Here is a 21,950-nt window from a genome sequence, read left to right as displayed (position 1 = left end):
GGCGCTCCGTCGGCGCGATGGTCACTGGTGGCGGCGGTCCGGACCGACTAAACCGACATATTGCTCGGCTCGGCCCGCCACCCGGCGGTTATCCGGTTACGCCCACCGCGAACGATCCGGCACGATGACTCGGATGGAGCCTGTGGAGATCACCGAGGACGGCCTGTTGCTGCGCCCGTGGCTCGCCTCGGACGCGGACGACGTACACCGGGCTTGCCAGGACCCGGACATCCAGCGCTGGACCACCGTACCGCGTCCGTACCGGCCTGAACACGCCCACGGTTTCGTCACCGGGATCGCGCCCCGCGCCTGGGCCGACGGCACCGGCGCACCGTTCGCGGTCGGCGACGCGGCGACCGGCGAACTGCTCGGCTCCTGCGGCCTGGTGTCGATCGACCGGACCCTCGAATCCGGTGAGATCGGCTACTGGACCGCCCCCTGGGCCAGGGGGCGTGGGGTCACCGTCCGCGCCGTCCGGGCGGTCGCCCGCTGGGCCTTCGACACCCTGGCGCTGCGCCGGCTGGTCTGGCAGGCCGAGGTCGGCAACCACGCCTCCCGGCTGGTCGCGTTGCGGGCCGGCGTCCAGGTCTCCGGCGAGCTGCGGCTGGCCCGGCCCGGCGCGGGCGGCCGGACCGAGGGCTGGATCGGGTCGTTGCTGCCCGGGGAGGTGCCCGCCCCCGGTGCACCCGGCCCGGCCGGGCCGGGCACCCTGGACGCCCGCCGGGCCGCCGTGTTCGGCCGGGCGCAGCCCGTCCTGTTCGCCACCGCCGGGGACACCGAGCTGCGGTTGCGCCCGATGGAGGAGCGTGACCTGGCCGGGGTCGTCGCCACCTGCCGGGACGCCGACACCGTCCGGTGGACCAGCGTGCCGCACCCGTACCAGCACACCGACGCCGAGAGCTACCTGACCTACGGCGGGCTGACCTGGGCCCGGGGCAGCAGCGCCTGCTTCGTGCTGGCCGATCCGGACGACGCCTTCGCCGGCACCGTCGACCTGAGGTTGAACCCCGTCGACCCGCTGCTGGCCGAGGTCGGTTTCATGACCGCGCCGCACGCCCGGGGACGGGGCTGGATGCCGGCCGCGCTCGGCGCGCTCGCCGCGTGGGGCGTCACCGGGCTGGGCCTGGCCCGGATCGAGTGGAAGGCCCACGTCGGCAACACCGCCTCCCGCCGGGTCGCCGAGAAGGCCGGCTTCACCGTCGAGGGCACCGTCCGGGGCGGGGTGGCCCAGCGGGGGCAGCGGGTGGACGCCTGGCTCGGCGCGCTGCTCGTCGAGGACCTGACGTGACGCCGCAGACCATCGAGGCCGGCCGGATCCGGCTGCGGGCGTACCGCCCGGACGACGCCGACGACCTCGCCGCGGGCTGCGACGACCCGGTGAACCTCCGGTTCAACCCGACGATGCCCCGGCCCTACACGCTCACCGACGCGCGCCGGTGGATCACCGAGGGCGCCCCGGCGGTGTGGCGGGCCGGCGGGGCCGCGTACGCGATCGTCGACGCCGCCACCGACCGGCTGGTCGGCGGCGGTGGGCTCAGCCAGGTGGTGCCGGCCCGGGGGCAGGCGGAGCTGGGCTACTGGGTGTCGCCCGGCTCCCGGCGGCGCGGCATCGCCACCGCCGCCACCCGGGCGCTGGCGCGCACCGCGTTCCGGGCCGGCCTGAACCGGCTGGAGCTGCTCATCCACGCCGAGAACCCGGCCAGCCAGCGGGTCGCGCTGGCCGCCGGTTTCCAACCCGAGGGGGTACGCCGGGCCGCCGGCCGGGACCGCGACGGCAGCCGGCACGACCTGCTCGCCTGGGTACGCCTCGCCGGCGACCCGCCCGGCCCGGCCCCGCGCCCGCTGCCGGACCTGCCCGGCGCCCGGCTCACCGACGACGTGGTGACACTGCGCCGGCTCGCCCCGCCGGACGCCGAGGCGCTGTACCGGCTGCACAGCCGCCCGGAGGTGGTGGCGACCCGGGTCCGTCCGGTCGCGCCGACCCGGGCCGACGTCGCCCGGCGCTGCGCGGTCGCCGAGAGCGAGTGGTTGACCGGCCGGGCCGCGGACTTCGCGTTGCTCGATGCGGCGACCGGCACCCTGGCCGGCGGCTGCGCCCTGATCTACGACGAGCCGGCCACCGGCCAGGCCATGATCGGCTACAGCCTGCTGCCCGAGGCGCGCGGCCGGGGGCTGGCCACCCGTGCGGTCCGGCTGCTGACCGGCTGGGCGTTCGGCCCGGTCGGGCTGGCCCGGCTCTGGGCCGGCACGGCGACCTGGAACGTCGGCTCGCAGCGGGTCATGGAGCGGGCCGGTTTCCACCGGGAGGGCCTGATGCGCGCCCGGCTACCCGCCCACGAGACCACCGGCCGCCCCGACACCGTCCTCTGGTCCCTCCTCCCCACCGACCCGCTCCCCCACCCCTTTCCTAGGTGATCAAGAGGTTTACGTCAGTTCGATCTTCACCGCTGACGCAAACCTCTTGATCACCGCGCCGAAGGGCCGGGGGCTGGGCGTCAGGTGTCGAGGGAGATGATGCCGTAGTCGTAGGCGTGGCGGCGGTAGACGACGCTGGGGCGGCCGGACTCCTTGTCGTGGAACAGGTAGAAGTCGTGGCCGACGAGTTCCATCTGGAACAGGGCGTCGTCGACGGTCATCGGATCGGCCGGGTGCACCTTGGCCCGGGCGATGTGCCAGGGCTGGTCGTCGTGCTCCTCCGGGCGCTCCTCGACGGCGGTCGCGGTGGCCGTGCCACCGGCGGGAACCGCCACGTCGTCCAGGCCGGCGACCGGCAGGCCGGCGGTGGCGGCGGCGACGGAGATCGGCGCGTGCCGGCCCCGGTGTACGCGGCGGCGGTCGGCCGCCCGGCGCAGTCGGGTGTCCAGCTTGGCGATGGCCGCGTCCAGCGCGCTGTAGAAGTCGTTCGTGCAGGCCTCGGCCCTGATCACCGGCCCGCGGGAGACACAGGTGATCTCCACTCGCTGGCAGGTGTCGGACTGCCGGGGATTGCGTTCGTGGAACAGCTCCACATCGACCCGGATGAGCTTGTGATCGTAGCGTTCGATTTTCGCGAGTTTCTCCGCTACGTGTACCCGGTAATGGTCCGGCACTTCGACGTTTCGACCCTTGACCACGATGTCCACGTGACCTCCCTTTTCCGGATGGTCGGCTGATCTTCGAATCCGGTCGAGCGACCTCGGGAGGGCCCCTGGGAGCGTCGACCGGTCAGGTACGGCTACGCCTCCTTCCACCGTCGGGGGCGGCTGGGGAACGCTTCCTACCCCCGACACGAAAACGCTAACTCCTGTTCGGCCGGCAGTCACCCCCGGTTGCGGGAAACCCTCAGAGAATTAACAGCAACCAACACCATGGGGTGAAACGGAAACACGAAGCGTCACCGGGGCCGCCGCTTTTGCGTTGCACCCAACACGGCCGCGCCGTATGGCGTCATTCCCGCCGCCCGCAAAGTCCGACTCAGCGCGGCCAGGGTGGCCCCGGTGGTCAGGATGTCGTCCAGCACCACCACCGTCCGGCCACCCGCGCCCCGACCGGCCCACCCGGCCCGCAGCCGGAACGCCGACGCCGCCGCCTCGGCCCGCCCCGCCCGGTCCAGCGCCACCGAATCCGGCCGCGGCAACGCCCGCACCGGGACCGCCGTCGACACGTCCCAGCCGGCCCGCCGCAACCGGACCGCCGCGTGCCGGGCCAACCGGGACAGGTGGTCGCCGTAGCGCTCCCGGGCCGCCGCCGCGCGGTCCGGCACCGGCACCAGCAGCACCGGCCGGGCCGTTCCCACCGACGCCGCCACCACCTCCGCCAGCAACCCGCCCAACGGCCGGGCCAGCCCGTGCCGACCCCGTTCCTTGTACGCCAGCAGCGCCTCCCGCAACGGACCCGCGTACGGGCCGAGGGCGTGGCAGGGCGGCAGGTCGGGCGGTGCGGGTACGGGCCGGGCCGGCACCGGACGCAGGGCGGCGAGCTGGCGTACGCAGTCCGGGCAGCAGCCCTGCCGCAGGCTCGCGTCCCGCCGTCCACAGCCCGCGCAGCCGGTCGGGAAGACCAGATCGGTCAGGTCCGCCCAGAGTCCGCCGACGTCCCGCACGGCCGGCTCAGAACAGGAAGAACGGCGCGGTCGGGCTGCCCGCCCGGGCACCGGCGGGCGGCGGCGACACGTCCAGCACCTGTTCCGCCCGGATCGTCTCGACCGACGACGACCGGTAGCGGTAGGCGACCCCGTTGGCCTCGTACATCATCATCACCGAGGGCAGCACGTACGTCGGGTTGACCGGGTACACCGCCAGGTGGGTCACGCCGGCGCCGACATCGGTGACCAGGGCGGACTGCTGTGTGCCGTCGACCCCCAGCTCGTACACCCCGGAGCGGTCCGTCGAGCCGGCCAGGGCCAGGATGTTCTCCCGCTCCCAGTCCACCGCCGACAGGTCGGTCAGGGTGGTGGCGACCGGCCGCACCGGGCCGAGCGAGACCACCCCGCCGTCGAGGCTGGCCGCGCTGAGGTAGGGCCGACCACCGACGATCAGCGCGATCCGGTGCCCGTCTAGGGCCGCGGCCACCGCGCTCACCCGTCCCGCCGCGCCCACCGGCACCGGCACCATCCGCGCCCGGTCGTCGAACCGGTAGAGCTTCCCGTCCGCGACCACCAGCCCGTACGGCTGGGCTCCCGCGAGCGGACGCAGCCAGACCGGCCGCCCGATCGCGGCGAACGTCTGCGTCCCCGCGGTCATCGCCTGCACCGGCGCGGCACCCGAGCCGACCACCAGCCGGTGCCGACCACCGGGGGCGGTGCTCACCAGGGCGGCGAGGATCTTGTCGTCGTCCCGCCGCAGGGCGGCCGAGACGACGTCGTGGTTGTCCTCCGCCCGGAGCGGTACGGCGCCGACGGCCTCGCCCTCGGCGGCGAGCGGACGGACCGCACCCTCGTAGACGGTGAACCGCTGCGGCGCCTGGGTGAGCGGATAGACCGGGTTGGCGAGACGGTGGGCGGCCAGGTCGTCGATGGTCACCCGGGACTGGTTGCGGGTGGTGAGCTGCAGTGGCCCGTCCAGATCGGACAGCGACCAGGCGAGCTGGATGCCGAGCCGCTCCAGCTTGCGACGGTCGTCCCCGGGCAGGTCGAGGTTGACCTCCCAGCGGCCGTCGGTCTTGACCGCGTTGTTGATCAGGGCGGTCCGGTCCGGCAGGCCGGTCACCCCCTGCCGGAGCCAGTCCGACGGGCCGGCGATCAGCCACTTGACCACCTCGCTGACCAGTCGCTCGGTCGGCACCGCGACGGGCAGGTAACGCTGGTCGGCGACCAGCCGGGTGGCGTCGGAGTTCCAGAAGTAGACCGTGCGGTTCTTGTAGTACTGCTGCAACGCCACCGTGCTCAGCAGCAGCACGGGGGGTGGGTCGGTGACGTAGTACCCGGCGTCCTCCACGTCCTCCTGGCCCGGCTCGGCGGAGCCGCGCAGCGAGAACCGGTACTCGGTGTCCGTCGCCACCGGCGGGCCGAGCACCCCGTTGGCCCGCAGCACCCCCACCTGCTGCACCGGCACCCGGACGGTGAGCAGCCCGCTGGCGTTCTGGGTGATCACCGGTTTCTCGGTCACCCGGACCACGTTGATCACGACCTCGCTGCCCTGCTTCTCGGCGAGCCGGTCGCGGTCCTCGCGGGCGATGAACTGCTTGACCCGCGCGTACGCCCGCTCCGGTTCGCCGGCCGCGGCGGAGAGGAAGTTCTCGACGAAGGCCTCCCGGTCGGTGCCGCTGGCAGCACGGGTCGGTGGTTCGCCGCTACCCGAGCTGGACGCGCCCGCCGAGACCGCCGGACCGGACCCGTCGACCTGCAGGTCGGTCTGGTCGGGGATGCCGCAGCCGGCGGGCACGAGCGCCAGCAGCGCGGCGCAGAGCAGCCCGAGCAGCGCCCGACGCCGGTTCACGACCGGACCTCCGCCCGGTCGGCGGCGGTCGACCCCGGGCCGATGGCCAGCACGCCGCCGTCACCGGGGCCGATGGCCAGCGGCTCGCCGTCGCGGGGGCCGCCGAAGGGCAGGGTGGCGTCGGCCGGGACCAGCCGCAGCGGTGAGCTGGTGAGCCGGTCACCGGAGCGGACCGGCAGGGTGAGGCGGAACTGGGCGCCCTGCCCCGGGGCACCCCACGCCTCCAGCCAGCCACCGTGCAGCCGGGCGTCCTCCAGGCTGATCGACAGGCCCAGACCGGTCCCGCCGGTCTGCCGAGCCCGGGACGGGTCGGCCCGCCAGAACCGGTTGAAGACCAGCTTCTCCTCGCCCGGCTTGAGCCCGACGCCATGGTCGCGCACGGTGACCGCCACCGCGGTCTGGTCGACCCCCAGGGTGATCACCACCGGTTTCGCCTCACCGTGCTCCACGGCGTTGCCGACCAGGTTGCGCAGCACCCGCTCGACCCGGCGCGGGTCCACCTCGGCGATCACCGGGGTGGTCGGCACGGCCAGCTCGATGGTGACCCCGACCCGCTCGGCCAGCCCGGCGAGGCGGTCGGCGACCCGGTGCACCACCGGCACCAGGTCGGTCGGCTCGGAGTCGAGCATGGCGAAGCCGGCGTCGAAACGGCTGATCTCCAGCAGGTCGGTGAGCAGCTCCTCGAACCGGTCCAGCTCCGCGTGCAGCAGTTCGGCGCTGCGGGCCACCGCCGGGTCGAACTCGTCGCGCTCGGCGAAGATCAGGTCGGCGGCCATCCGGACGGTGGTCAGCGGGGTACGCAGCTCGTGCGAGACGTCGGAGGTGAACCGGCGCTGGAGGCGGGACATCTCCTCCAGCCGCAGAATCTGTCGTTGCAGGTTGGTCGCCATCTGGTTGAAGGAGGTGGCGAGCAGGGCGAGGTCGTCCTCGCCGTCGACCACCATCCGCTGGTCGAGCAGGCCGGCGGAGAGCCGCTGGGCGGTCCGCGCGGCCACCCGGACCGGGGTCACCACCAGTCGGGTGACCAGGGCGGCGAGCAGGCCGAGCAGCAGCACCAGGGCTACCCCGGTGGCGATCACGGTGGCCCGCGCGTCGGCGGCGGTGGCGTCCTGCCGGTTGAGCGGGACGAGGTAGTACAGCTCCAGTTGACCGAAGCGGGTCGGCACCGGGGAGCCGTAGACCAGGTACTTGGTCCGTTCGCCGGTGAGCCGGCCGGTGCGGATCTGGTGGGCCACCTTGCCGTCGGCGACGGCGGCCCGCAGCTCCCGGCTCACCAGCGGCCGGACGTCCGTCGCCGGGGAGGTGCGGGTCTCGATGACGCCGGCGTAGTTGTCGGCGGTGATCGCCACCACCACCCCGCTGGTCTGCTGCGGGTCGCCCCCGGCCAGGTAGTTGACGGTGCCCTCGATGGTGTCCTGGAGCTGCGTCTCCTGCGGCTGGCTGTAGAGGGCGAACTGCTTGGCCGAGTAGTCGCTGCCGTTGCGCAGCCGCAGCAGCACGTCGGTCTCGGCGTTGTCGAGCAGGATGCTGGTGATCTTGTCGGCGATCAGGTAGGCGAAACCGCCCACCAGCAGGCTGGACACCACCAGCGTGATGGTCACCACCCGGACCTGCAACGACCGCCGCCAGGTCTGGCGCAGCCCGGCGGTCACCCGCGTCGTGCGCCCCACCAGCGCGCCGCGCAGCGCCCGCGCGGCGGAACGCCAGCCGGCGGGGTGCTCGGGGGTGGGGATCGGTGCGCTGGTCACGGTGCAGACCAGGCTATCCGGTACCCGCCTTGTAGCCCACGCCCCGTACGGTCAGGATGATTTCCGGCCGCTCCGGGTCCGGCTCGATCTTGGCCCGGAGCCGCTGCACGTGCACGTTGACCAGGCGGGTGTCCGCCGCGTGCCGGTAACCCCAGACCTGTTCCAGCAGGACCTCCCGGGTGAAGACCTGACGCGGCTTGCGGGCGAGCGCGACCAGCAGGTCGAACTCCAGCGGCGTGAGCTTCACCTCCTCACCGTCCCGGCTGACGGTGTGCGCCGGCACGTCGATGGTGATCTGGTTGCCGGGCGGACCGATGGTCAGCATCTCCGGCGCGACGTCCTCGCCCCGGCGCAGCCGGGCCCGCATCCGGGCCACCAGCTCCTTGGGCTTGAACGGCTTGACCACGTAGTCGTCGGCACCGGACTCCAGGCCGAGCACCACGTCGACGGTGTCGCTCTTGGCGGTGAGCATGACGATCGGCACGCCCGACTCGCCACGGATCGCCCGCGCGACGTCGATACCGCTCATTCCGGGCAACATCAGGTCAAGAAGCACAATATCGGGGCGACTATCCCGGAATGCGGCCAACGCCCGCTCCCCGTCGGCGACGAACGAGGGCAGGAAACCTTCACTGCGCAGGACGATGCCGAGCATCTCGGCGAGCGCGGGGTCGTCGTCGACCACCAGTACCCGGGCTCTCATGGGGTTTATGTTTCCATCCCCGTTCAGTTGGTGGGATCGGCGTCTGGATGGCACGGTACTGCCGGAAGAGGTGTCCCCGCACGTCCCCCGCGCGATATCTCCCCCGATGGCCGGATCGCTGCGGCCGCACGGCGGGTCCACCCGGCCGGTCGGGCCGTGTCACCATGATCCCCGGGCAGGTCGCCGCCCGCCAGCCACCATTCGCAGGAGTACGCGTGCCCGACCCCGGCCCGACCGCCGTACTCCCCCGGCGTCCGCTCACCGTCGGGGAGCTGCTCGACTCCGCCGTGCTGCTGCTGCGCACCCGGGGCCAGGTGCTGATCCCGCTGGGCGTCCTACTCGCCACCGGTGAGCAGGTGCTGCTGTACCCGCTCCGCCTTCTCGCCGACGCCGGCCCCCCGCTGTGGTGGACCGGGAGCGGGTCCTTCCCGCTCTGGTGGCTGATGCTCGCGGTGGGCGCGGCCGGCGAAGCGGTGATCATCCTGCTGCTCGGCAACCCGGCCGCCCGGGCGGCCGGCGCGGCGCTGCTCGGCCGCCGGGCCGGTACCGGCGAACTGCTCCGCCCGGCCGGTGCCCGCTGGGGCGTCACCCTGCTGTCCGCCCCGGTGGTCGGCCTGCTGATGCTGGTCGCGGCCCTGCTCGGCCCGGCCTGGCTGGTCGGTTACGGACTGCTCGGCCCGGTCGCCGGAGCGGTGGTGCTGGACCGGGTGCCCGGGACGGCGGTACCCGCGCGGGCCGCCCGCGTCGCGCTGCGCGGTCGGGCCGCCGCCGTCCGGGTGCTCGGCTACCTCGGCTGGTGGGTGCTGCGGGTCGGCCTGGCGCTCGGCCTCTTCTTCGGCGTCGAGTCGTTGCACCTGCTCGACCTGGCCGACCCGGAGGTCCGCGCCGTCGCCGCGATGGTCGCCTGGGCAGCGGTGAACAGCGTGGCCTACCCCGCCCTGGCCTGCCTGGACGCGGTGATCCACCTGGACGTCCGGATCCGCACCGAGGGACTGGACATCCAGCTCGCCCGTACCCCCGCCGGGGTCCTGGCGACCGTCCCGCCGGCGGCCGACCGGTGAGCCGGTGGTGGACGGAGGCCGTCGCCGCGCTCGGCGACGTCCTGCCGCTGCCGCTGGCGGCGCTGCTGCTGGTGCTGGCCGCCGGGCTGACCGCGCTCGCCTGGTACCACCATCCGGCCTGGGTGCCCCGCCGGCTGCCCCGGTGGCGGCTCCGGCTGCCCCGGCTCCGGCTGCCCCGGTGGCGACGACGCCGCCGGGCGGACCGGTCGGCCGGCACCGTCACCGCCACCGTGCTGCCCCGCCCCCGGGCCGGCGACGACGCCGTCCCCACCGGCGGCCCCGGGTCCTCCGTGGCCGACCGGCTGGCCGCCGAGGGCCGCTACGCCGAAGCCGTCCGGGAACGGCTGCGCGACATGGTCCGCCGGCTGGCCGCCGCCGGGGCGGTCACGCCCCGGCCCGGGATGACCGTCACCGAACTCACCGACGCGGCGGCCCGGGCCCGTCCCCCGGTCGCCCCGCCGCTGCGCGCCGCCGGGACGATCTTCACCGAGCTGTGGTACGCCCAGCGCCCGGCCGCCGCCGGCCACGACCGCCGGATGCGGGAACTCGCCGACGACCTGGACCGGGCGCTCGCCACCCCACCATCGGACGGGAGCAGCCCGTGACCCGGCCGACGACCGGTCCACCGCCACCGGCCGCACCATCACCACCGGCCGCATCACCACCGGCCGCATCACCACGGCGGCGACGCCGGCACCGGGTGATCGTCCCGCTGGCGCTCGCCGCCGCGCTGCTCGCCGGCACCATCGGCGCCCACGCGCTGGACCAGCCCGACCCCACCGACCCCGGCTTCCTCTCCCCGGTCGCCACCGACGACGACGGCGCCAGCCGCCTCGCCGACGCGCTGCGCGCCCGGGGCGTCACCGTCCGCCGGGAGACCGACCTGCTGCCCGCGCTGCTCGCCCTCGACAACGCCCCGGCCACCCTCTTCGTCCCGGCACCGGAGCTGCTGCACCCGGACACCCTCGGCGCGCTGGGCGAGCTGCCCGCCGGACGTCGACTGGTCCTCGTCGACCCGGCCCGCCGGATGCTCGAAACGGCCGGCCTGCCGGTGGTGCCGACCGACCGGCGGTGGGCCACCCGGGCGGTCGGCCCGGCGGCCGACGGCCGGCCCTGCCCGCTGCCCGAGGCGACCCGGGCCGGCGTCGCCGCCGCCCAGCTCCAGCGGTACGCCGCCGCACCCGACGGGCCGGTCGCCCTCGACCGCTGCTACGCGGGCGGCCTGGTCCGGCTGCCCGGCCGGGCCGAGACGGTGGTGATCGGCGCCAGTGACCCGTTCCGCAACGACCGGATCGCCGAACGGGGCAACGAGGCGCTCGGCGTCGGCCTGCTCGGCGTCCACGACCGGGTGGTCTGGCTGGACCTGGACGGTCCAGCCCCGCCCCCCACCTTCGGCCGTCCCGGCGGCGACGGCGAACCCGCCTGGTCACCCACCCCCGGCGGCAGCACGGAGTACGACAACGGCGGCACCGGCGAGGGGCAGGGGCAGCCGGGCGGCCCCGGCCCCTCCGCCGACGGGCACGACGGACGGGGCGACGCCCCCGACCAGGCCGGTCCACCACCACCGGACGACCACCCGCTGCGGGACGCCTTCCCGCCCTGGTTCTGGGCGCTGCTGGTGCAGCTCGCCCTGGTCGCGCTGCTGGTCGTGCTCTGGCGGGCCCGCCGGCTCGGCCCACCGGTCGGCGAGCCGCTGCCGGTCGAGGTCCGCTCCGCCGAGACCGTCCTCGGCCGGGCCCGGCTCTACGAACGGGCCCGCGCCCGGGGGCCGGCCGCCGCGACCCTGCGCACCGCCACGCTGGGCCGGGTGCGCGACCGGCTCGACCTGCCCGCCACCACCGGGCACGCGGAGCTGGCCACCCGGGTCGCCGAGCGGGTCGGCGGCGACCCGGAGCAGATCCACGAACTGCTCTACGGCGCGGCGCCGCGCACCGACGCCGAACTGGTGGCGCTGGCCCGGTCGCTGGACCGGCTGACCCGTACCGTGGCGGCAGCGCCCGGCCGACCGACCGAAGGAGACCCCCGGTGACCCGACCCGCCACCACCGTCGAGCCCACCGCCGGCCCGGACGACGCCCGGGCGGCCCTGCACCGGCTGCGCACCGAGGTGGCCAAGGCGGTCGTCGGCCAGGACGCCGTGGTCACCGGCCTGGTGATCGCGCTGCTCTGCCGGGGTCACGTGCTGCTGGAAGGGGTACCCGGGGTGGCCAAGACGCTGCTGATCCGCACCGTCGCCGCCGCCCTCGACCTGGACTCCAAGCGGGTCCAGTTCACCCCCGATCTGATGCCCGGCGACGTCACCGGGTCGCTGATCTTCGACCCGCGCACCGCCGCGTTCACCTTCCGGGAGGGGCCGGTCTTCACCAACCTGCTGCTCGCCGACGAGATCAACCGGACGCCGCCGAAGACCCAGTCGGCGCTGCTGGAGGTGATGGAGGAGCGCCAGGTGTCGGTGGAGGGCGCCCGCCGGCCGCTGCCGGACCCGTTCATCGTGGCCGCCACCCAGAACCCCGTCGAGTACGAGGGCACCTACCCGTTACCCGAGGCCCAGCTCGACCGGTTCCTGCTCAAACTGACCGTGCCGCTGCCCAACCGGGACGAGGAGCTGGGCGTGCTGCGGGCCCACCACGCCGGGTTCGACCCGCGTGACCTCGGCGCGGCCGGCGTACGCCCGGTGGCCACCGCCGCCGACCTGGCCGCCGCCCGGGAGGCGGTCGGCCGGGTGCACGTGGCCGAGCCGGTGCTCGGCTACATCGTGGACCTGTGCCGGGCCACCCGGGTCACCCCGGCGCTGGAGATCGGCGCCTCGCCCCGGGGCGCGACCGGGCTGCTCGGCACCGCGAAGGCGTGGGCCTGGCTGGCCGGCCGGGACCACGTCACCCCCGACGACGTGAAGGCCACCGCCCGCCCGACGCTGCGGCACCGGCTGCGGCTGCGCCCCGAGGTGGAGCTGGAGGGGGTCGGGGTCGACGCCGTGCTGGACACGGTGCTGGCCACCGTGCCGACCCCTCGATGACCTGGCGGGCGGCGGTTCTGCTGCTGGCCGGGGTGCCGACCCTGCCGTTCTGGCCGGATCCGCTGCTCGGGGTGGCCGTGATGACCGCCGCGGTGCTGCTGCTGGCCGCCGGGGACTGGGCGCTCGCCGCCCCGCTGCACGGGATCACCGTCGACCGCGAGGGCGACCGCGCCGTCCGGCTCGGCCACCGCGCGACAGTCACCCTGCGCCTGACCAACACCTCCGGGCGTACGCTGCGCGCCCGGGTGCGCGACGGGTGGGTGCCGTCCGCCGGGGCACGGCCGGACGTACCGCCGGACCGGGTGTGCCTGGTCGAGCCCGGCGGGGTGCTGGTGCTGCCCAACCGGCTCACCCCCACCCGGCGCGGCGACCGGCCGGCGGTGACCGTGGCGGTGCGTTCGATCGGGCCGCTCGGGTTGGCGTTCCGGCAGCGGGCCGGTCGGCCCGCCAGCCCCGGCTGGACGCTGCGGGTGCTGCCCCGGTTCGACTCCCGGCGGCACCTGCCGGAGAAGCTGTCCCGGCTGCGGGTCATCGACGGCACCCAGGTCACCCGGGGGCGCGGCCAGGGCACCGAGTTCGACACCCTGCGCGAGTACGTGGTCGGCGACGACGTCCGGTCGATCGACTGGCGGGCCAGTGCCCGCCGCTCCGACGTGCTGGTCCGCACCTGGCGGCCGGAGCGCGACCGGCGACTGGTCTGCGTGCTCGACACCGGCCGTACCTCGGCGGTCCGGGTCGGCGACGAGCCACGGCTGGACACCGCCATCGACGCGGCGCTGCTGCTGGCCGCGCTGGCCTCCCGGGCCGGGGACCGGGTCGACCTGCTCGCCGCCGACGCCGAGATCCGGGCCACGGTCACCGGCAGCGGCCAGCCCGCCCTGCTCCACCGGCTGGTGCACGCGCTCGCGCCGCTGCACCCGGCGCTGGTCGAGACCGACTTCGACCTGATCGTCGCGGAGATCCTGCGCCGGCACCGGCGGCGCAGCCTGGTGGTGCTCTGCACCGCCCTGGAGGCGGGCGCGCTCGCCGAGGGTCTGCTGCCGGTGCTGCCCCGGCTGGCGGCCCGACACCGGGTGGTGGTGGCGGCCGTGCACGACCCGGTGCTCACCGGGCTGACCACCGCACCGCCGGTACGCCGCGAGGACGTCTACGCGGCCGCGGCCGGCTGGCGGGCGCTGGCCGAGCGGGACCGGATCCGCACCGCCCTCAGCCGTTACGGGGTGACCGTGGTGGACGCCCCGGCGGCCCGCCTCGCCCCCGCCCTGGCCGACACCTACCTCCGACTCAAGGCCCTCGGCCGGCTCTGAGGGTCGCGCTCCGCACCGGCTGAAGCCGGCCATCGTCCTGATCAGATTGCGGAAACCAGCACTCCTCGCGGCGTGTCGTATGCATGACCGCAATCCGTTCGAGTGCGTCCCCGCCGGGCGGTGGGCGGGGGGTCAGCGGGGCGGGGGGTCAGCGGGGCGGGGGGTCAGCGGGGCGGGGGGTCAGCGGGGCGGGGGGTCAGCGGGGCGGGGGGTCAGCGGGGCGGGGGCGGGGGGTGGGGTGCCAGGCGCGGGCGGGATCGGTGGAGGGCCAGAGTTCGGCCAGCCACGGGTCGGTCCGCTCGGCCGGTAGGCGCTCGGCGGCGAGCGCCCGGCGACCGAGCAGCACCACGTACGCCAGGAAGCCCAGCCACACCGCCGCGCCGACGCCGACCCGCAGTGCCACCGGCACCGGCGCCGGGGTGACGAACGCCTCCAGCAGCGCGGAGACCCCGAACAGCCCGACCAGGCCCACGGCGACCAGGATCGCCGACCGGCCCGCCTCGGCGACCGCCCGCCCCCGGCCCAGGTTCTCCGGCGGGGAGATCCACGCCCAGGCGGTCCGCAGGCCGACCCCGGCCGCGACGAAGACCCCGGTCAGCTCCAACAGCCCGTGCGGGGTGATCAGCCCGAAGAAGACGTCGGCGCGGCCGTAGGAGACCATCACCCCGCCGACCACGCCGACATTCAACGCGTTCTGCCACAGCAGGTAGCACACCGGCACCACGAGCACCCCCGCGGCCAGGCACTGGGCGGCGATCCAGGCGTTGTGCGTCCACAGGTGGAAGGCGAACGTCGGCGCGGAGAACTCGGTGTAGTAGCCGGCGAAGCCGGAGTCGACCAGGTCGGCGGCGGCGTCCGGGCCGATGAACGCGGCAGCGGTGCCCGGATTGGCCGCCACGTACCAGATGAGGAAGCCGCTGAGCAGGCTGAACCCGGTGGACACCGCACACCACCACGGCCAGGCCCGGTAGACCGCGCCGGGGAACCCGACGGTGACGAACCGCCCGACGGCCGCCCAGGACAACCGTCGGCGGCCGGTGATCCGGGCGCGGGCCCGCAGGACCAGCTGCGACAGCCGGCTGACCAGGACCGGATCGGGTGCCCGGCTGCGCAGCGTCGACAGGTGGGTGGCGGTGCGCTGGTAGAGGACCAGCATCTCGTCGATCTCGTCGACGTCGAGCCGGCGGCGTTCGCAGTACAGCTCCAGCCGCCGCCACTCGTGGCCGTGCTCGGCGACGTACGCGTCGAGATCCACTGGTCCTCCCCCGTCCCGCGCCCATAGTGTTCACTGTCCGGGTGAGCGCGCAACCAGCGGTGCCGGCCGGCGTCGGCCCGACCGCTCGTGGGGTGGACGCCAACGTGGCCGGCGGCGACCCGACCGACCGGGTGGCGGCCCTGGGGGCGGCCGGCGGCGACCCGACCGGCCGGACGGCGGACGCCGGGCTGGTCAGCGGCGAGGCCGTCGAGCTGGACGTCCGGGCGGCGCGGCTCGGATCCCGGGTGCTGGCGCTGCTGATCGACGTCGTCGGGCAGGCGCTCTGCGCCGCGTTGCTGGCCCTGACGCTGACCCCGCTGGTGCTGATCCTGCTCCCCGACCCGGTGGTGGACCGGGCGTTCACCGGCGCGCTGGAGACGCTCGGCCTGGTGCTGGTGCTGGTCGGCTACCCGGTGATCTGGGAACGCCTCAACCACGGCCGTACGCCGGGCAAGCTCGCGGTGGGGCTGCGGGTGGTCGACGCCGACGGCGGGCCGGTGGGGATGGGCCAGTCGCTGACCCGGGCGCTGGTCGGCGTCGCGGTGGAGTGGCCGGGGCTGGTGCTGCCCCTGCTGAGCTGGGCGGCCGGGGCGACGGTGATGCTGACCGACCCGCGCGGCCGGCGGCTGGGCGACCTGGTGGCCGGGACCATGGTGGTGCACACCCGGTCCGCGCAGAGCTGGCGACCCGCTCCACAGATCATCCCGCCGCTGTCCGGCTGGGCGGTCACCCTGGACCTGACCCGGCTCGACGACGCGCTGGCCCTGGCGGTGCGGCAGTACCTGGTCCGGGGTACGCAGCTCGTCGAGCCGTACCACAGCCGGTTGGGTCGGCAGCTGTGGCGCGAGGTGGGGGTGTTGACCTCCCCGGCACCGCCGCCCGGCGTACCGGAGCCGTTGCTGCTGGCCGCGGTGCTGGCGGAACGGAACCGGCGGGGCGCGCTGCGGCTGCGCCGCCACCGGGCGGTCACCGCCGCGCTCTGGCCCGACCCGACCGCCGTCGGCCCGTCATCTGCCACCGTCGGCCCGTCACCCGCCACCGTCGGAATGCCACCGGCCACCGTCGGAATGCCACCGATCGCGACCGGCCCGCCGGCCCCGGCCGGGTCGGGGCTCCGGCCGGCGTCGCCCGGTGGTTATGCGCCCGCCCCACCGGGGCCGGACCGCCCGCCCGGCCCGGGAGCTGGCTGGCCGCCGCTCAGCTGAACAGGGCGCGGCCCCACCAGTCGGCGGCGTCGCGGACCCCGGCCGGGCAGGCGAACAGGCCACTGGAGACGTGCCGCAGGTACTCGTTCATCGCGTCGTTGCGGGCCAGCCGGGTCTGGATCGGCACGAACTGCCGGCGCGGATCCCGCTGGTAGGCCATGAAGAACAGCCCGGCGTCGAGTCGGCCCAGCCCGTCCGAGCCGTCGACGTAGTTGTAGCCCCGGCGCAGCAGCCGGGCGCCGTCGTTCTGGCTGGGGTGGGCGAGCCGCACGTGCGCGTCCCCGGCGATCACCGGCTGCCCGTCGTCGCCCTTCGCGGCGAAGTCCGGCTCGTCGAACTCGTCCCGGCGGCCCAGTGGAGCGCCGCCCCCCTTGGTCCGCCCGACGATCTGTTCCTGCTCGACCAGCGAACTGCGGTCCCAGGTCTCGATCTGCATACGGATCTTGCGGGTGACCAGGTAGGACCCCCCGGTCATCCAGTCCGTGCCGTCGTCCGGCTGGACCCAGAGGTGCCCGCGCAGCAGCTCGGCGTCCTCGGCCTTGAGGTTGGCGGTGCCGTCCTTGAAACCGAAGAGGTTACGGGGCGTGGCCTGGTCCCGCGACGTCGACGAGGTACGCCCGAAGCCGAGCTGGGACCAGCGGACGCTGACCACGCCCATCCCGATCCGGGCCAGGTTGCGGATGGCGTGCACCGCCACCTGCGGATCGTTGGCGCAGGCCTGCACACACAGGTCACCGCCGGAGATCTCCGGGCGCAACGCGTCCCCGGCGAAGTGCGGCAGGTCAGCCAGGGCGGCGGGCCGGCGGCCGGCGAGGCCGAACCGGTCGCGGCCCTGCGCGTCGCGGAACAGCGTGGCGCCGAAGCCGACGGTCAGGGTGAGCTGCGACGGAGGCAGGCCCAGCGCCTCGCCGGTGTCGTCCGGCGGGGCCTCCGGCATGCCGTCGACCGCGCCGATCACCCCGGCGTCCTTCCCGGCGGTCATCCGGGCGGCGGCGGCCGTCCACTCCTGGAGCATCGCGACCAGCCGGTCCCGGTCCTTGGTGATCACGTCGAAGGCGACGAAGTGCAGCCGGTCCTGGGCCGGGGTGGTGATCCCGGCCTGGTGCTCGCCGTGGAACGGCACCGCCCCGGCGGCCCCGTCGTTCGCGGCGGCCCGGTCGCCGTCTCGGGCCAGCGCGCCCGCTCCGGCGGCCACCCCGGCCACTCCGGCGGCGCCGACCCCGACGAGGGTGATCGCCCGCCGCCGGGACAGCCGGCGGCGGCTCCGCCCGGCGGTGCTGCTCTGCTCGCTCATCGACTCTCCTGGGAGGGACCGGCCGTACGACGGCCGTGCTGGGCCGTCGTCACCGGGCGACGGCGGCGGCGACCTTGCTGACCGGCTCGGCGAGGGCGTTGATGCTGTCCGACAGCTCCTTGAGGTCGGTCTTGCCCAGCTGGTTGTGCAGCTTCCAGCCGTCGCCGTCGCGGTGCTTGCCGAGCGCCGCCTCCACGGCGGCGAACTCCTTGTCGAGCTGGGCGACCAGGTCCGGGGCGCGCTGCTCCAGCGCGGGCCGCAGCGCGGCGACGGCCGCCTTGGAGCCCTCCAGGTTGGCGTTGAAGTCCCAGAGGTCGGTGTGCGAGTACCGCTCCTCCTCGCCGGTGATCTTGCCGCTGGCCACCTCGTCGAGCAGGGCCTTGGCACCGTTGGCGAGCTGGAGCGGGGTGAGCTTCTCGGCGTTGGCCCGCGCCACGATCTCCTTGACGTCGGCGAGCAGCCGGTCGGCGATCGGGCCGTCCTTGCTGATGTCGCCGGTGGTCCAGAGGTCCTTCTCGATCCGGTGGAAGCCGGTGAACTCCATGCCCTCCTCGATGACCTCCTCCCGACCGTCGATCTTCGGGTCGAGGTCGCCGAAGCTCTCCGCGACCGGCTCGATCCGCTCCCAGTAGGTGCGGGCCACCGGGTACAGGGCCTTGGCCTTCGGCACGTCACCGGCCTTGACCGCGGTGACGAACTCCTCGGTCCTGGTCAGCAGGGCGGCGGTCTGGCTGGTCACGTACCGCTGGTAGCTGGCGGTGGCCTCGGTCAGCGCGGCGTCCGGCGCGACGGTCGCGGCGGTGCCGCTGACCTTCAGCGCGCCCCGGATGCCCCGGCCGCTCATCCCCGGCTTGCAGGCCGTCTCGTACGTCCCCGCGGGCAGCTCAACCCGCAGCTCCCGGCTGAGCCCCGGGGCGATGTTCTCCACCTCGCCCATCACCCGGTCGCCGGCCGCGTAGACGTAGAACTCGTTGACCTTGCTGCCGGAGTTGGTCACGGTGAAGGTCGCCTGACCGGCGTCCAGTTCGGTGACGTCGACCTCGCACACGCTGTCCGTCGCCTTCACCTTGACCGTGTTGGCCGCCTCGGCATCCTGCCGCTCGTCCTTGCCGCCGCAGGCGGCGACACCGGTGACGGCGAGCGCGCCGACGGCGGCGAGCGCCAGGAAACGGGTGGTACGCATCGTTGCTTGTCTCCTTGGAAAGGGCGTGTTCAGGAACGCCGCGACACGGCCGGCTGGGTGGTGGGGCGACCGTCGGCGGTGGGAGCGGTCGCCCCGGCGTCGTCGGCCGCTGCCGGGGCGGTCGGCTCGGGGGCGGCCGCTGCGGAGGCGGCCGCTGCGGGGGGCTCGGGGGCGGAGGCGGCCGGTGCGGGCTTCGGGGCGGGGGTCGCCGCCCGGCGCAGGAACAGCACCAGCACCGGTACGGCGTAGGCGACCCAGGCGACCGTCTCCAGCACACTCGGCGCGGCGGTGATGTTGAACATGCCGGCGAGCAGCGCGGCGTACCAGGTGTTGGGGTCGAGCACCCCGGTGATGTCGAAGGCCAGGTCGTTCAGGCCGGGCAGCACCCCGGCCTCCTGGAAGTCGTGCACGCCGTACTTGAGGATGCCGGCGGCGACCAGGATCAACAGCGCGCCCGTCCAGGTGAAGAACGTCGACAGGTTGATCCGCAGCGCGCTGCGGTAGAGCAGGAAGCCGATCCCGATGGCGGTGGCGATGCCGCCGACCAGGGCCAGCAGCGGCCCGGAGCCGGTGCCACCGGTCGCGCTCTGCGCCGCCGAGTAGAAGATCAGGGCGGTTTCCAGGCCCTCCCGGACCACCGCGAGGAACGCCATCCCGGCCACCGCGAGGGAGCCGACGGCGAGCGCCTCGCTCAGTCGGCCGCGCAGCTCACCGGCGATCGTCCGGGCCGCCCGCCGCATCCAGAAGATCATCCAGGTCACGAAGACCACGGCGGCGACCGAGGTGACGGCCTCGAACAGCTCGCGGTCCTCGGAGCGGGCGAGCAGTTCGGTCGAGGTGTACTCGATGAGCCAGCCGAAGAGGACCGAGAGCGCCACCGCCAGCCCGACGCCGGCCCACACCTGCGGCAACCGGTCCCGACGCTGCGACTTGACCAGGAAGGCGACCAGGATGCTGACGACGAGCGTGGCCTCCAGCCCCTCCCGCAGGCCGATCAGGTACGTGGCGAACATCGGTACTCCGTGTCGTGGTCAGGCATGCCTCAGGTTACTTAGGGCAGCCATACCTTCCTCCTGATCGAAGGTGCCGTCAAGTCGTTCATGACCAGCTTCACCCTGGCCGGGAGGGGCGGACCGCCCCGCCGGACGAGGACTGTGCAGGTGCCGCCCGACATGACACGATCGAGGCGTTCCCCAGGACAGGACGGCCCGTGCCCGACACGCCCCGCACCCCCACCACCCGCCCCGGGTGTCCCCCGCCGTTGCCGGCCGCCGACCCCCGCGCGGGCCACCTCCGCCGCCCGGGGCGGCTCCGTCATCCGGGGCGGCAGCGCCATTCGTGCCACCTTTGCCGTCCGGGGCGGCTCCGCCATTCGTGCCACCTTTGCCGTCCCGGGCGGCTCCGCCATCCGGGGCGGCAGCGGTGAGGGGGTTCGGTCCCTGGCTGGCCGTCCTCGCGCTGGTGATCGCGCTCAACGCGCTCCGGCTGCGTCCGCTGGCCGTGGTCGTCTCGCTGGTCTGGCTCGCCTGGTGTGTGTGGACCTGGGTACGCCCGGCCCGCCGCCGCCCCGACGCACGCTAGGACGACGGCACGGGAGAGGGGGCCGGCCAGTGCTGGCCGACCCCCTCCCCGGTGGTGTGCTCAGTAGCGGTAGTGCTCCGGCTTGAACGGGCCCGCCGGGGAGACGCCGAGGTACGCGGCCTGCTCCTTGGTCAGCTCGGTCAGCCGGGCGCCGAGCGCGTCCAGGTGCAGCCGGGCGACCTTCTCGTCCAGGTGCTTGGGGAGCACGTAGACGCCGGTCGGGTACTCGTCGGTCTTGGTGAACAGCTCGATCTGGGCGATCGTCTGGTTGGCGAACGAGTTCGACATCACGAAGCTCGGGTGCCCGGTGGCGTTGCCCAGGTTCAGCAGACGGCCCTCGGACAGCACGATGATGGCGTGGCCGTCGTCGAAGCGCCACACGTCGACCTGCGGCTTGATGTTCTCCCGGGTGACGTCCGAGCGCTTCATCAGGCCGGCCATGTCGATCTCGTTGTCGAAGTGGCCGATGTTGCCGACGATGGCCTGGTGCTTCATCCGGGCCATGTGCTCGTTGGTGATGACGTCGAAGCAGCCGGTCGCGGTGATGAAGATGTCGGCCTGCTCGACCACGTCCTCCAGGGTGGCGACCTGGTAGCCGTCCATCGCGGCCTGGAGCGCGCAGATCGGGTCGACCTCGGTCACCACTACCCGGGCGCCCTGGCCGCGCAGCGACTCGGCGCAGCCCTTGCCGACGTCGCCGTAGCCGAGCACGACGGCCATCTTGCCGCCGATCAGCACGTCGGTGGCCCGGTTGATGCCGTCGATCAGCGAGTGCCGGCAGCCGTACTTGTTGTCGAACTTGCTCTTGGTCACCGAGTCGTTGACGTTGATGGCCGGGAAGAGCAGGGTGCCGGCCCGGTGCATCTCGTAGAGCCGGTGCACGCCGGTGGTGGTCTCCTCGGTGACGCCCTTGATGCCGGCGGCGATCCGGGTCCAGCGCTGGCCGTCCTCGGCGAGGCTGCGGTGCAGCACCTGGAGGATGACCGCGTACTCCTCGGAGTCGGCGGACTCGACGGGCGGGACGACCCCGGCCTTTTCGAACTCGACGCCCTTGTGCACCAGCAGGGTGGCGTCCCCGCCGTCGTCGAGGATCATGTTCGGACCCTGCCCGTCCGGCCAGGCGAGCACCTGCTCGGTGCACCACCAGTACTCCTCCAGGCTCTCGCCCTTCCAGGCGTAGACCGGGACGCCGGACGGCGCGTCGGGGGTGCCCTCGGGGCCGACCACGATCGCCGCGGCGGCGTGGTCCTGGGTGGAGAAGATGTTGCAGGACGCCCAGCGGACCTGCGCGCCGAGGGCGACCAGCGTCTCGATCAGGACGGCGGTCTGGATGGTCATGTGCAGCGAACCGGTGATCCGGGCGCCGGCGAGCGGCTGGGCGTCGGCGAATTCGCGGCGGATCGCCATCAGGCCGGGCATCTCGTGCTCGGCGAGGCGGATCTCCTTGCGCCCGAACTCGGCGAGCGACAGATCCGCCACCTTGTAGTCGCCCTCGGCGAGGGTGCTCGGCCGGGCGTCGCGGGACGACGCCGGGAGGGTGCTGGTCATGAAGGCTCCTGTCGAACGATGGCTGCGCGACCCTCAACCTTACGCCCGCATCCCCCCGGCGCGCAGCCGGCCGTCTCGGAGCAGCGCACGGGGCGGTCGGCGCTGGACGGTCTCCCGCCCATCCGCCGGCCGCCC

19 protein-coding genes are annotated in these 21,950 nt (G+C 74.4%); 9 read left to right on the top strand and 10 right to left on the bottom strand.

Features of this window, described 5'->3' with window-relative positions; all coding sequences use genetic code 11:
* The first annotated feature begins 133 nt into the window (after positions 1 to 133).
* Together O7625_RS12765 and O7625_RS12760 are read left to right on the top strand one after the other, a co-directional pair.
* Positions 134 to 1,288: a GNAT family N-acetyltransferase gene (locus tag O7625_RS12765; protein WP_282346059.1), complete on the top strand. Its 1,155-nt coding sequence runs from the start codon at positions 134 to 136 to the stop codon at positions 1,286 to 1,288.
* On the top strand, positions 1,285 to 2,415 hold the full coding sequence (locus O7625_RS12760; protein WP_282346056.1) for a GNAT family N-acetyltransferase: 1,131 nt from the start codon (positions 1,285 to 1,287) through the stop codon (positions 2,413 to 2,415). Before O7625_RS12765 ends, O7625_RS12760 begins: the two co-directional genes overlap by 4 nt.
* 80 nt (positions 2,416 to 2,495) lie before the next feature.
* On the opposite strand, the gene raiA is transcribed toward O7625_RS12760, so the two are convergent.
* From raiA to mtrA, 5 genes are all read right to left on the bottom strand, one after another.
* The gene (raiA, locus tag O7625_RS12755; RefSeq protein WP_067306200.1) at positions 2,496 to 3,122 is read right to left on the bottom strand and encodes a ribosome-associated translation inhibitor RaiA; all 627 of its coding nucleotides are present in this window, start codon (positions 3,120 to 3,122) and stop codon (positions 2,496 to 2,498) included.
* A gap of 251 nt (positions 3,123 to 3,373) precedes the next feature.
* The gene (locus tag O7625_RS12750) at positions 3,374 to 4,081 is read right to left on the bottom strand and encodes a ComF family protein (protein WP_282346054.1); all 708 of its coding nucleotides are present in this window, start codon (positions 4,079 to 4,081) and stop codon (positions 3,374 to 3,376) included.
* Between the two features lie 7 nt (positions 4,082 to 4,088).
* Positions 4,089 to 5,915, bottom strand: a complete 1,827-nt coding sequence (locus O7625_RS12745) for a GerMN domain-containing protein (protein WP_282346052.1) — start codon at positions 5,913 to 5,915, stop codon at positions 4,089 to 4,091.
* Positions 5,912 to 7,585, bottom strand: coding sequence for an MtrAB system histidine kinase MtrB (mtrB, locus tag O7625_RS12740; RefSeq protein ID WP_231932831.1), 1,674 nt, complete (start codon positions 7,583 to 7,585; stop codon positions 5,912 to 5,914). The genes O7625_RS12745 and mtrB overlap by 4 nt, the downstream gene beginning before the upstream one ends.
* Before the next feature lie 91 nt (positions 7,586 to 7,676).
* The gene (gene mtrA, locus O7625_RS12735) at positions 7,677 to 8,366 is read right to left on the bottom strand and encodes an MtrAB system response regulator MtrA (protein WP_067306208.1); all 690 of its coding nucleotides are present in this window, start codon (positions 8,364 to 8,366) and stop codon (positions 7,677 to 7,679) included.
* A 215-nt stretch (positions 8,367 to 8,581) separates the two neighbouring features.
* Here mtrA and O7625_RS12730 point away from each other — a divergent pair, with 215 nt between their 5' ends.
* From O7625_RS12730 to O7625_RS12710, 5 genes are all read left to right on the top strand, one after another.
* Positions 8,582 to 9,427, top strand: coding sequence for a hypothetical protein (locus O7625_RS12730; protein WP_282346051.1), 846 nt, complete (start codon positions 8,582 to 8,584; stop codon positions 9,425 to 9,427).
* Positions 9,424 to 10,032: a DUF4129 domain-containing protein gene (locus O7625_RS12725; protein WP_282346050.1), complete on the top strand. Its 609-nt coding sequence runs from the start codon at positions 9,424 to 9,426 to the stop codon at positions 10,030 to 10,032. Before O7625_RS12730 ends, O7625_RS12725 begins: the two co-directional genes overlap by 4 nt.
* 95 nt (positions 10,033 to 10,127) lie before the next feature.
* Entirely contained in the window at positions 10,128 to 11,456 is a 1,329-nt protein-coding gene (locus O7625_RS12720) for a DUF4350 domain-containing protein (protein ID WP_282346049.1), read from the top strand.
* Complete coding sequence (locus tag O7625_RS12715; protein WP_282346047.1) at positions 11,453 to 12,442, top strand: MoxR family ATPase; 990 nt, start codon at positions 11,453 to 11,455, stop codon at positions 12,440 to 12,442. The genes O7625_RS12720 and O7625_RS12715 overlap by 4 nt, the downstream gene beginning before the upstream one ends.
* The gene (locus O7625_RS12710) at positions 12,439 to 13,749 is read left to right on the top strand and encodes a DUF58 domain-containing protein (protein ID WP_282346046.1); all 1,311 of its coding nucleotides are present in this window, start codon (positions 12,439 to 12,441) and stop codon (positions 13,747 to 13,749) included. Before O7625_RS12715 ends, O7625_RS12710 begins: the two co-directional genes overlap by 4 nt.
* Before the next feature lie 196 nt (positions 13,750 to 13,945).
* Here the strand turns inward: O7625_RS12710 and O7625_RS12705 are convergent, their stop codons facing one another.
* Positions 13,946 to 15,004: a stage II sporulation protein M gene (locus tag O7625_RS12705; RefSeq protein WP_282346045.1), complete on the bottom strand. Its 1,059-nt coding sequence runs from the start codon at positions 15,002 to 15,004 to the stop codon at positions 13,946 to 13,948.
* Positions 15,005 to 15,045: 41 nt separating this feature from the next.
* Here O7625_RS12705 and O7625_RS12700 point away from each other — a divergent pair, with 41 nt between their 5' ends.
* Positions 15,046 to 16,209: an RDD family protein gene (locus O7625_RS12700; protein ID WP_282346044.1), complete on the top strand. Its 1,164-nt coding sequence runs from the start codon at positions 15,046 to 15,048 to the stop codon at positions 16,207 to 16,209.
* Here O7625_RS12700 and efeB read toward each other — a convergent pair.
* Genes efeB through efeU form a run of 3 tightly spaced genes read right to left on the bottom strand, consistent with a single transcriptional unit; the run spans position 16,202 to position 19,699 of the window.
* On the bottom strand, positions 16,202 to 17,503 hold the full coding sequence (gene efeB, locus O7625_RS12695; RefSeq protein WP_282346043.1) for an iron uptake transporter deferrochelatase/peroxidase subunit: 1,302 nt from the start codon (positions 17,501 to 17,503) through the stop codon (positions 16,202 to 16,204). The genes O7625_RS12700 and efeB overlap by 8 nt on opposite strands.
* Before the next feature lie 49 nt (positions 17,504 to 17,552).
* Positions 17,553 to 18,686 (bottom strand): iron uptake system protein EfeO, encoded by a 1,134-nt coding sequence (gene efeO, locus O7625_RS12690; RefSeq protein ID WP_282346042.1) that lies wholly within the window; start codon positions 18,684 to 18,686, stop codon positions 17,553 to 17,555.
* 29 nt (positions 18,687 to 18,715) lie between these two features.
* Entirely contained in the window at positions 18,716 to 19,699 is a 984-nt protein-coding gene (gene efeU / locus O7625_RS12685) for an iron uptake transporter permease EfeU (protein WP_282346041.1), read from the bottom strand.
* Between the two features lie 409 nt (positions 19,700 to 20,108).
* Here efeU and O7625_RS12680 point away from each other — a divergent pair, with 409 nt between their 5' ends.
* Complete coding sequence (locus O7625_RS12680) at positions 20,109 to 20,267, top strand: hypothetical protein (protein WP_172898400.1); 159 nt, start codon at positions 20,109 to 20,111, stop codon at positions 20,265 to 20,267.
* Between the two features lie 60 nt (positions 20,268 to 20,327).
* Here the strand turns inward: O7625_RS12680 and ahcY are convergent, their stop codons facing one another.
* A complete protein-coding gene (ahcY, locus tag O7625_RS12675) occupies positions 20,328 to 21,815 on the bottom strand; it encodes an adenosylhomocysteinase (protein WP_067306231.1) in 1,488 nt (495 codons plus the stop codon).
* Between the last annotated feature and the right edge of the window lie 135 nt (positions 21,816 to 21,950).

The organism is Micromonospora sp. WMMD714, from assembly GCF_029581315.1.
Classification (GTDB): Bacteria; Actinomycetota; Actinomycetes; order Mycobacteriales; family Micromonosporaceae; genus Micromonospora; species Micromonospora rifamycinica.
This window is presented reverse-complemented; position numbering and strand designations above follow the sequence as displayed.

Bases quoted from the DNA above. Each gene is read 5' to 3' on its own strand.
- O7625_RS12765 (WP_282346059.1), top strand. From the start codon at position 134: ATGGAGCCTGTGGAGATCACCGAGGACGGCCTGTTGCTGCGCCCGTGG.
- mtrA (WP_067306208.1), bottom strand. From the start codon at position 8,366: ATGAGAGCCCGGGTACTGGTGGTCGACGACGACCCCGCGCTCGCCGAG.
- O7625_RS12710 (WP_282346046.1), top strand. From the start codon at position 12,439: ATGACCTGGCGGGCGGCGGTTCTGCTGCTGGCCGGGGTGCCGACCCTG.
- efeB (WP_282346043.1), bottom strand. From the start codon at position 17,503: ATGAGCGAGCAGAGCAGCACCGCCGGGCGGAGCCGCCGCCGGCTGTCC.
- efeO (WP_282346042.1), bottom strand. From the start codon at position 18,686: ATGCGTACCACCCGTTTCCTGGCGCTCGCCGCCGTCGGCGCGCTCGCC.
- efeU (WP_282346041.1), bottom strand. From the start codon at position 19,699: ATGTTCGCCACGTACCTGATCGGCCTGCGGGAGGGGCTGGAGGCCACG.
- ahcY (WP_067306231.1), bottom strand. From the start codon at position 21,815: ATGACCAGCACCCTCCCGGCGTCGTCCCGCGACGCCCGGCCGAGCACC.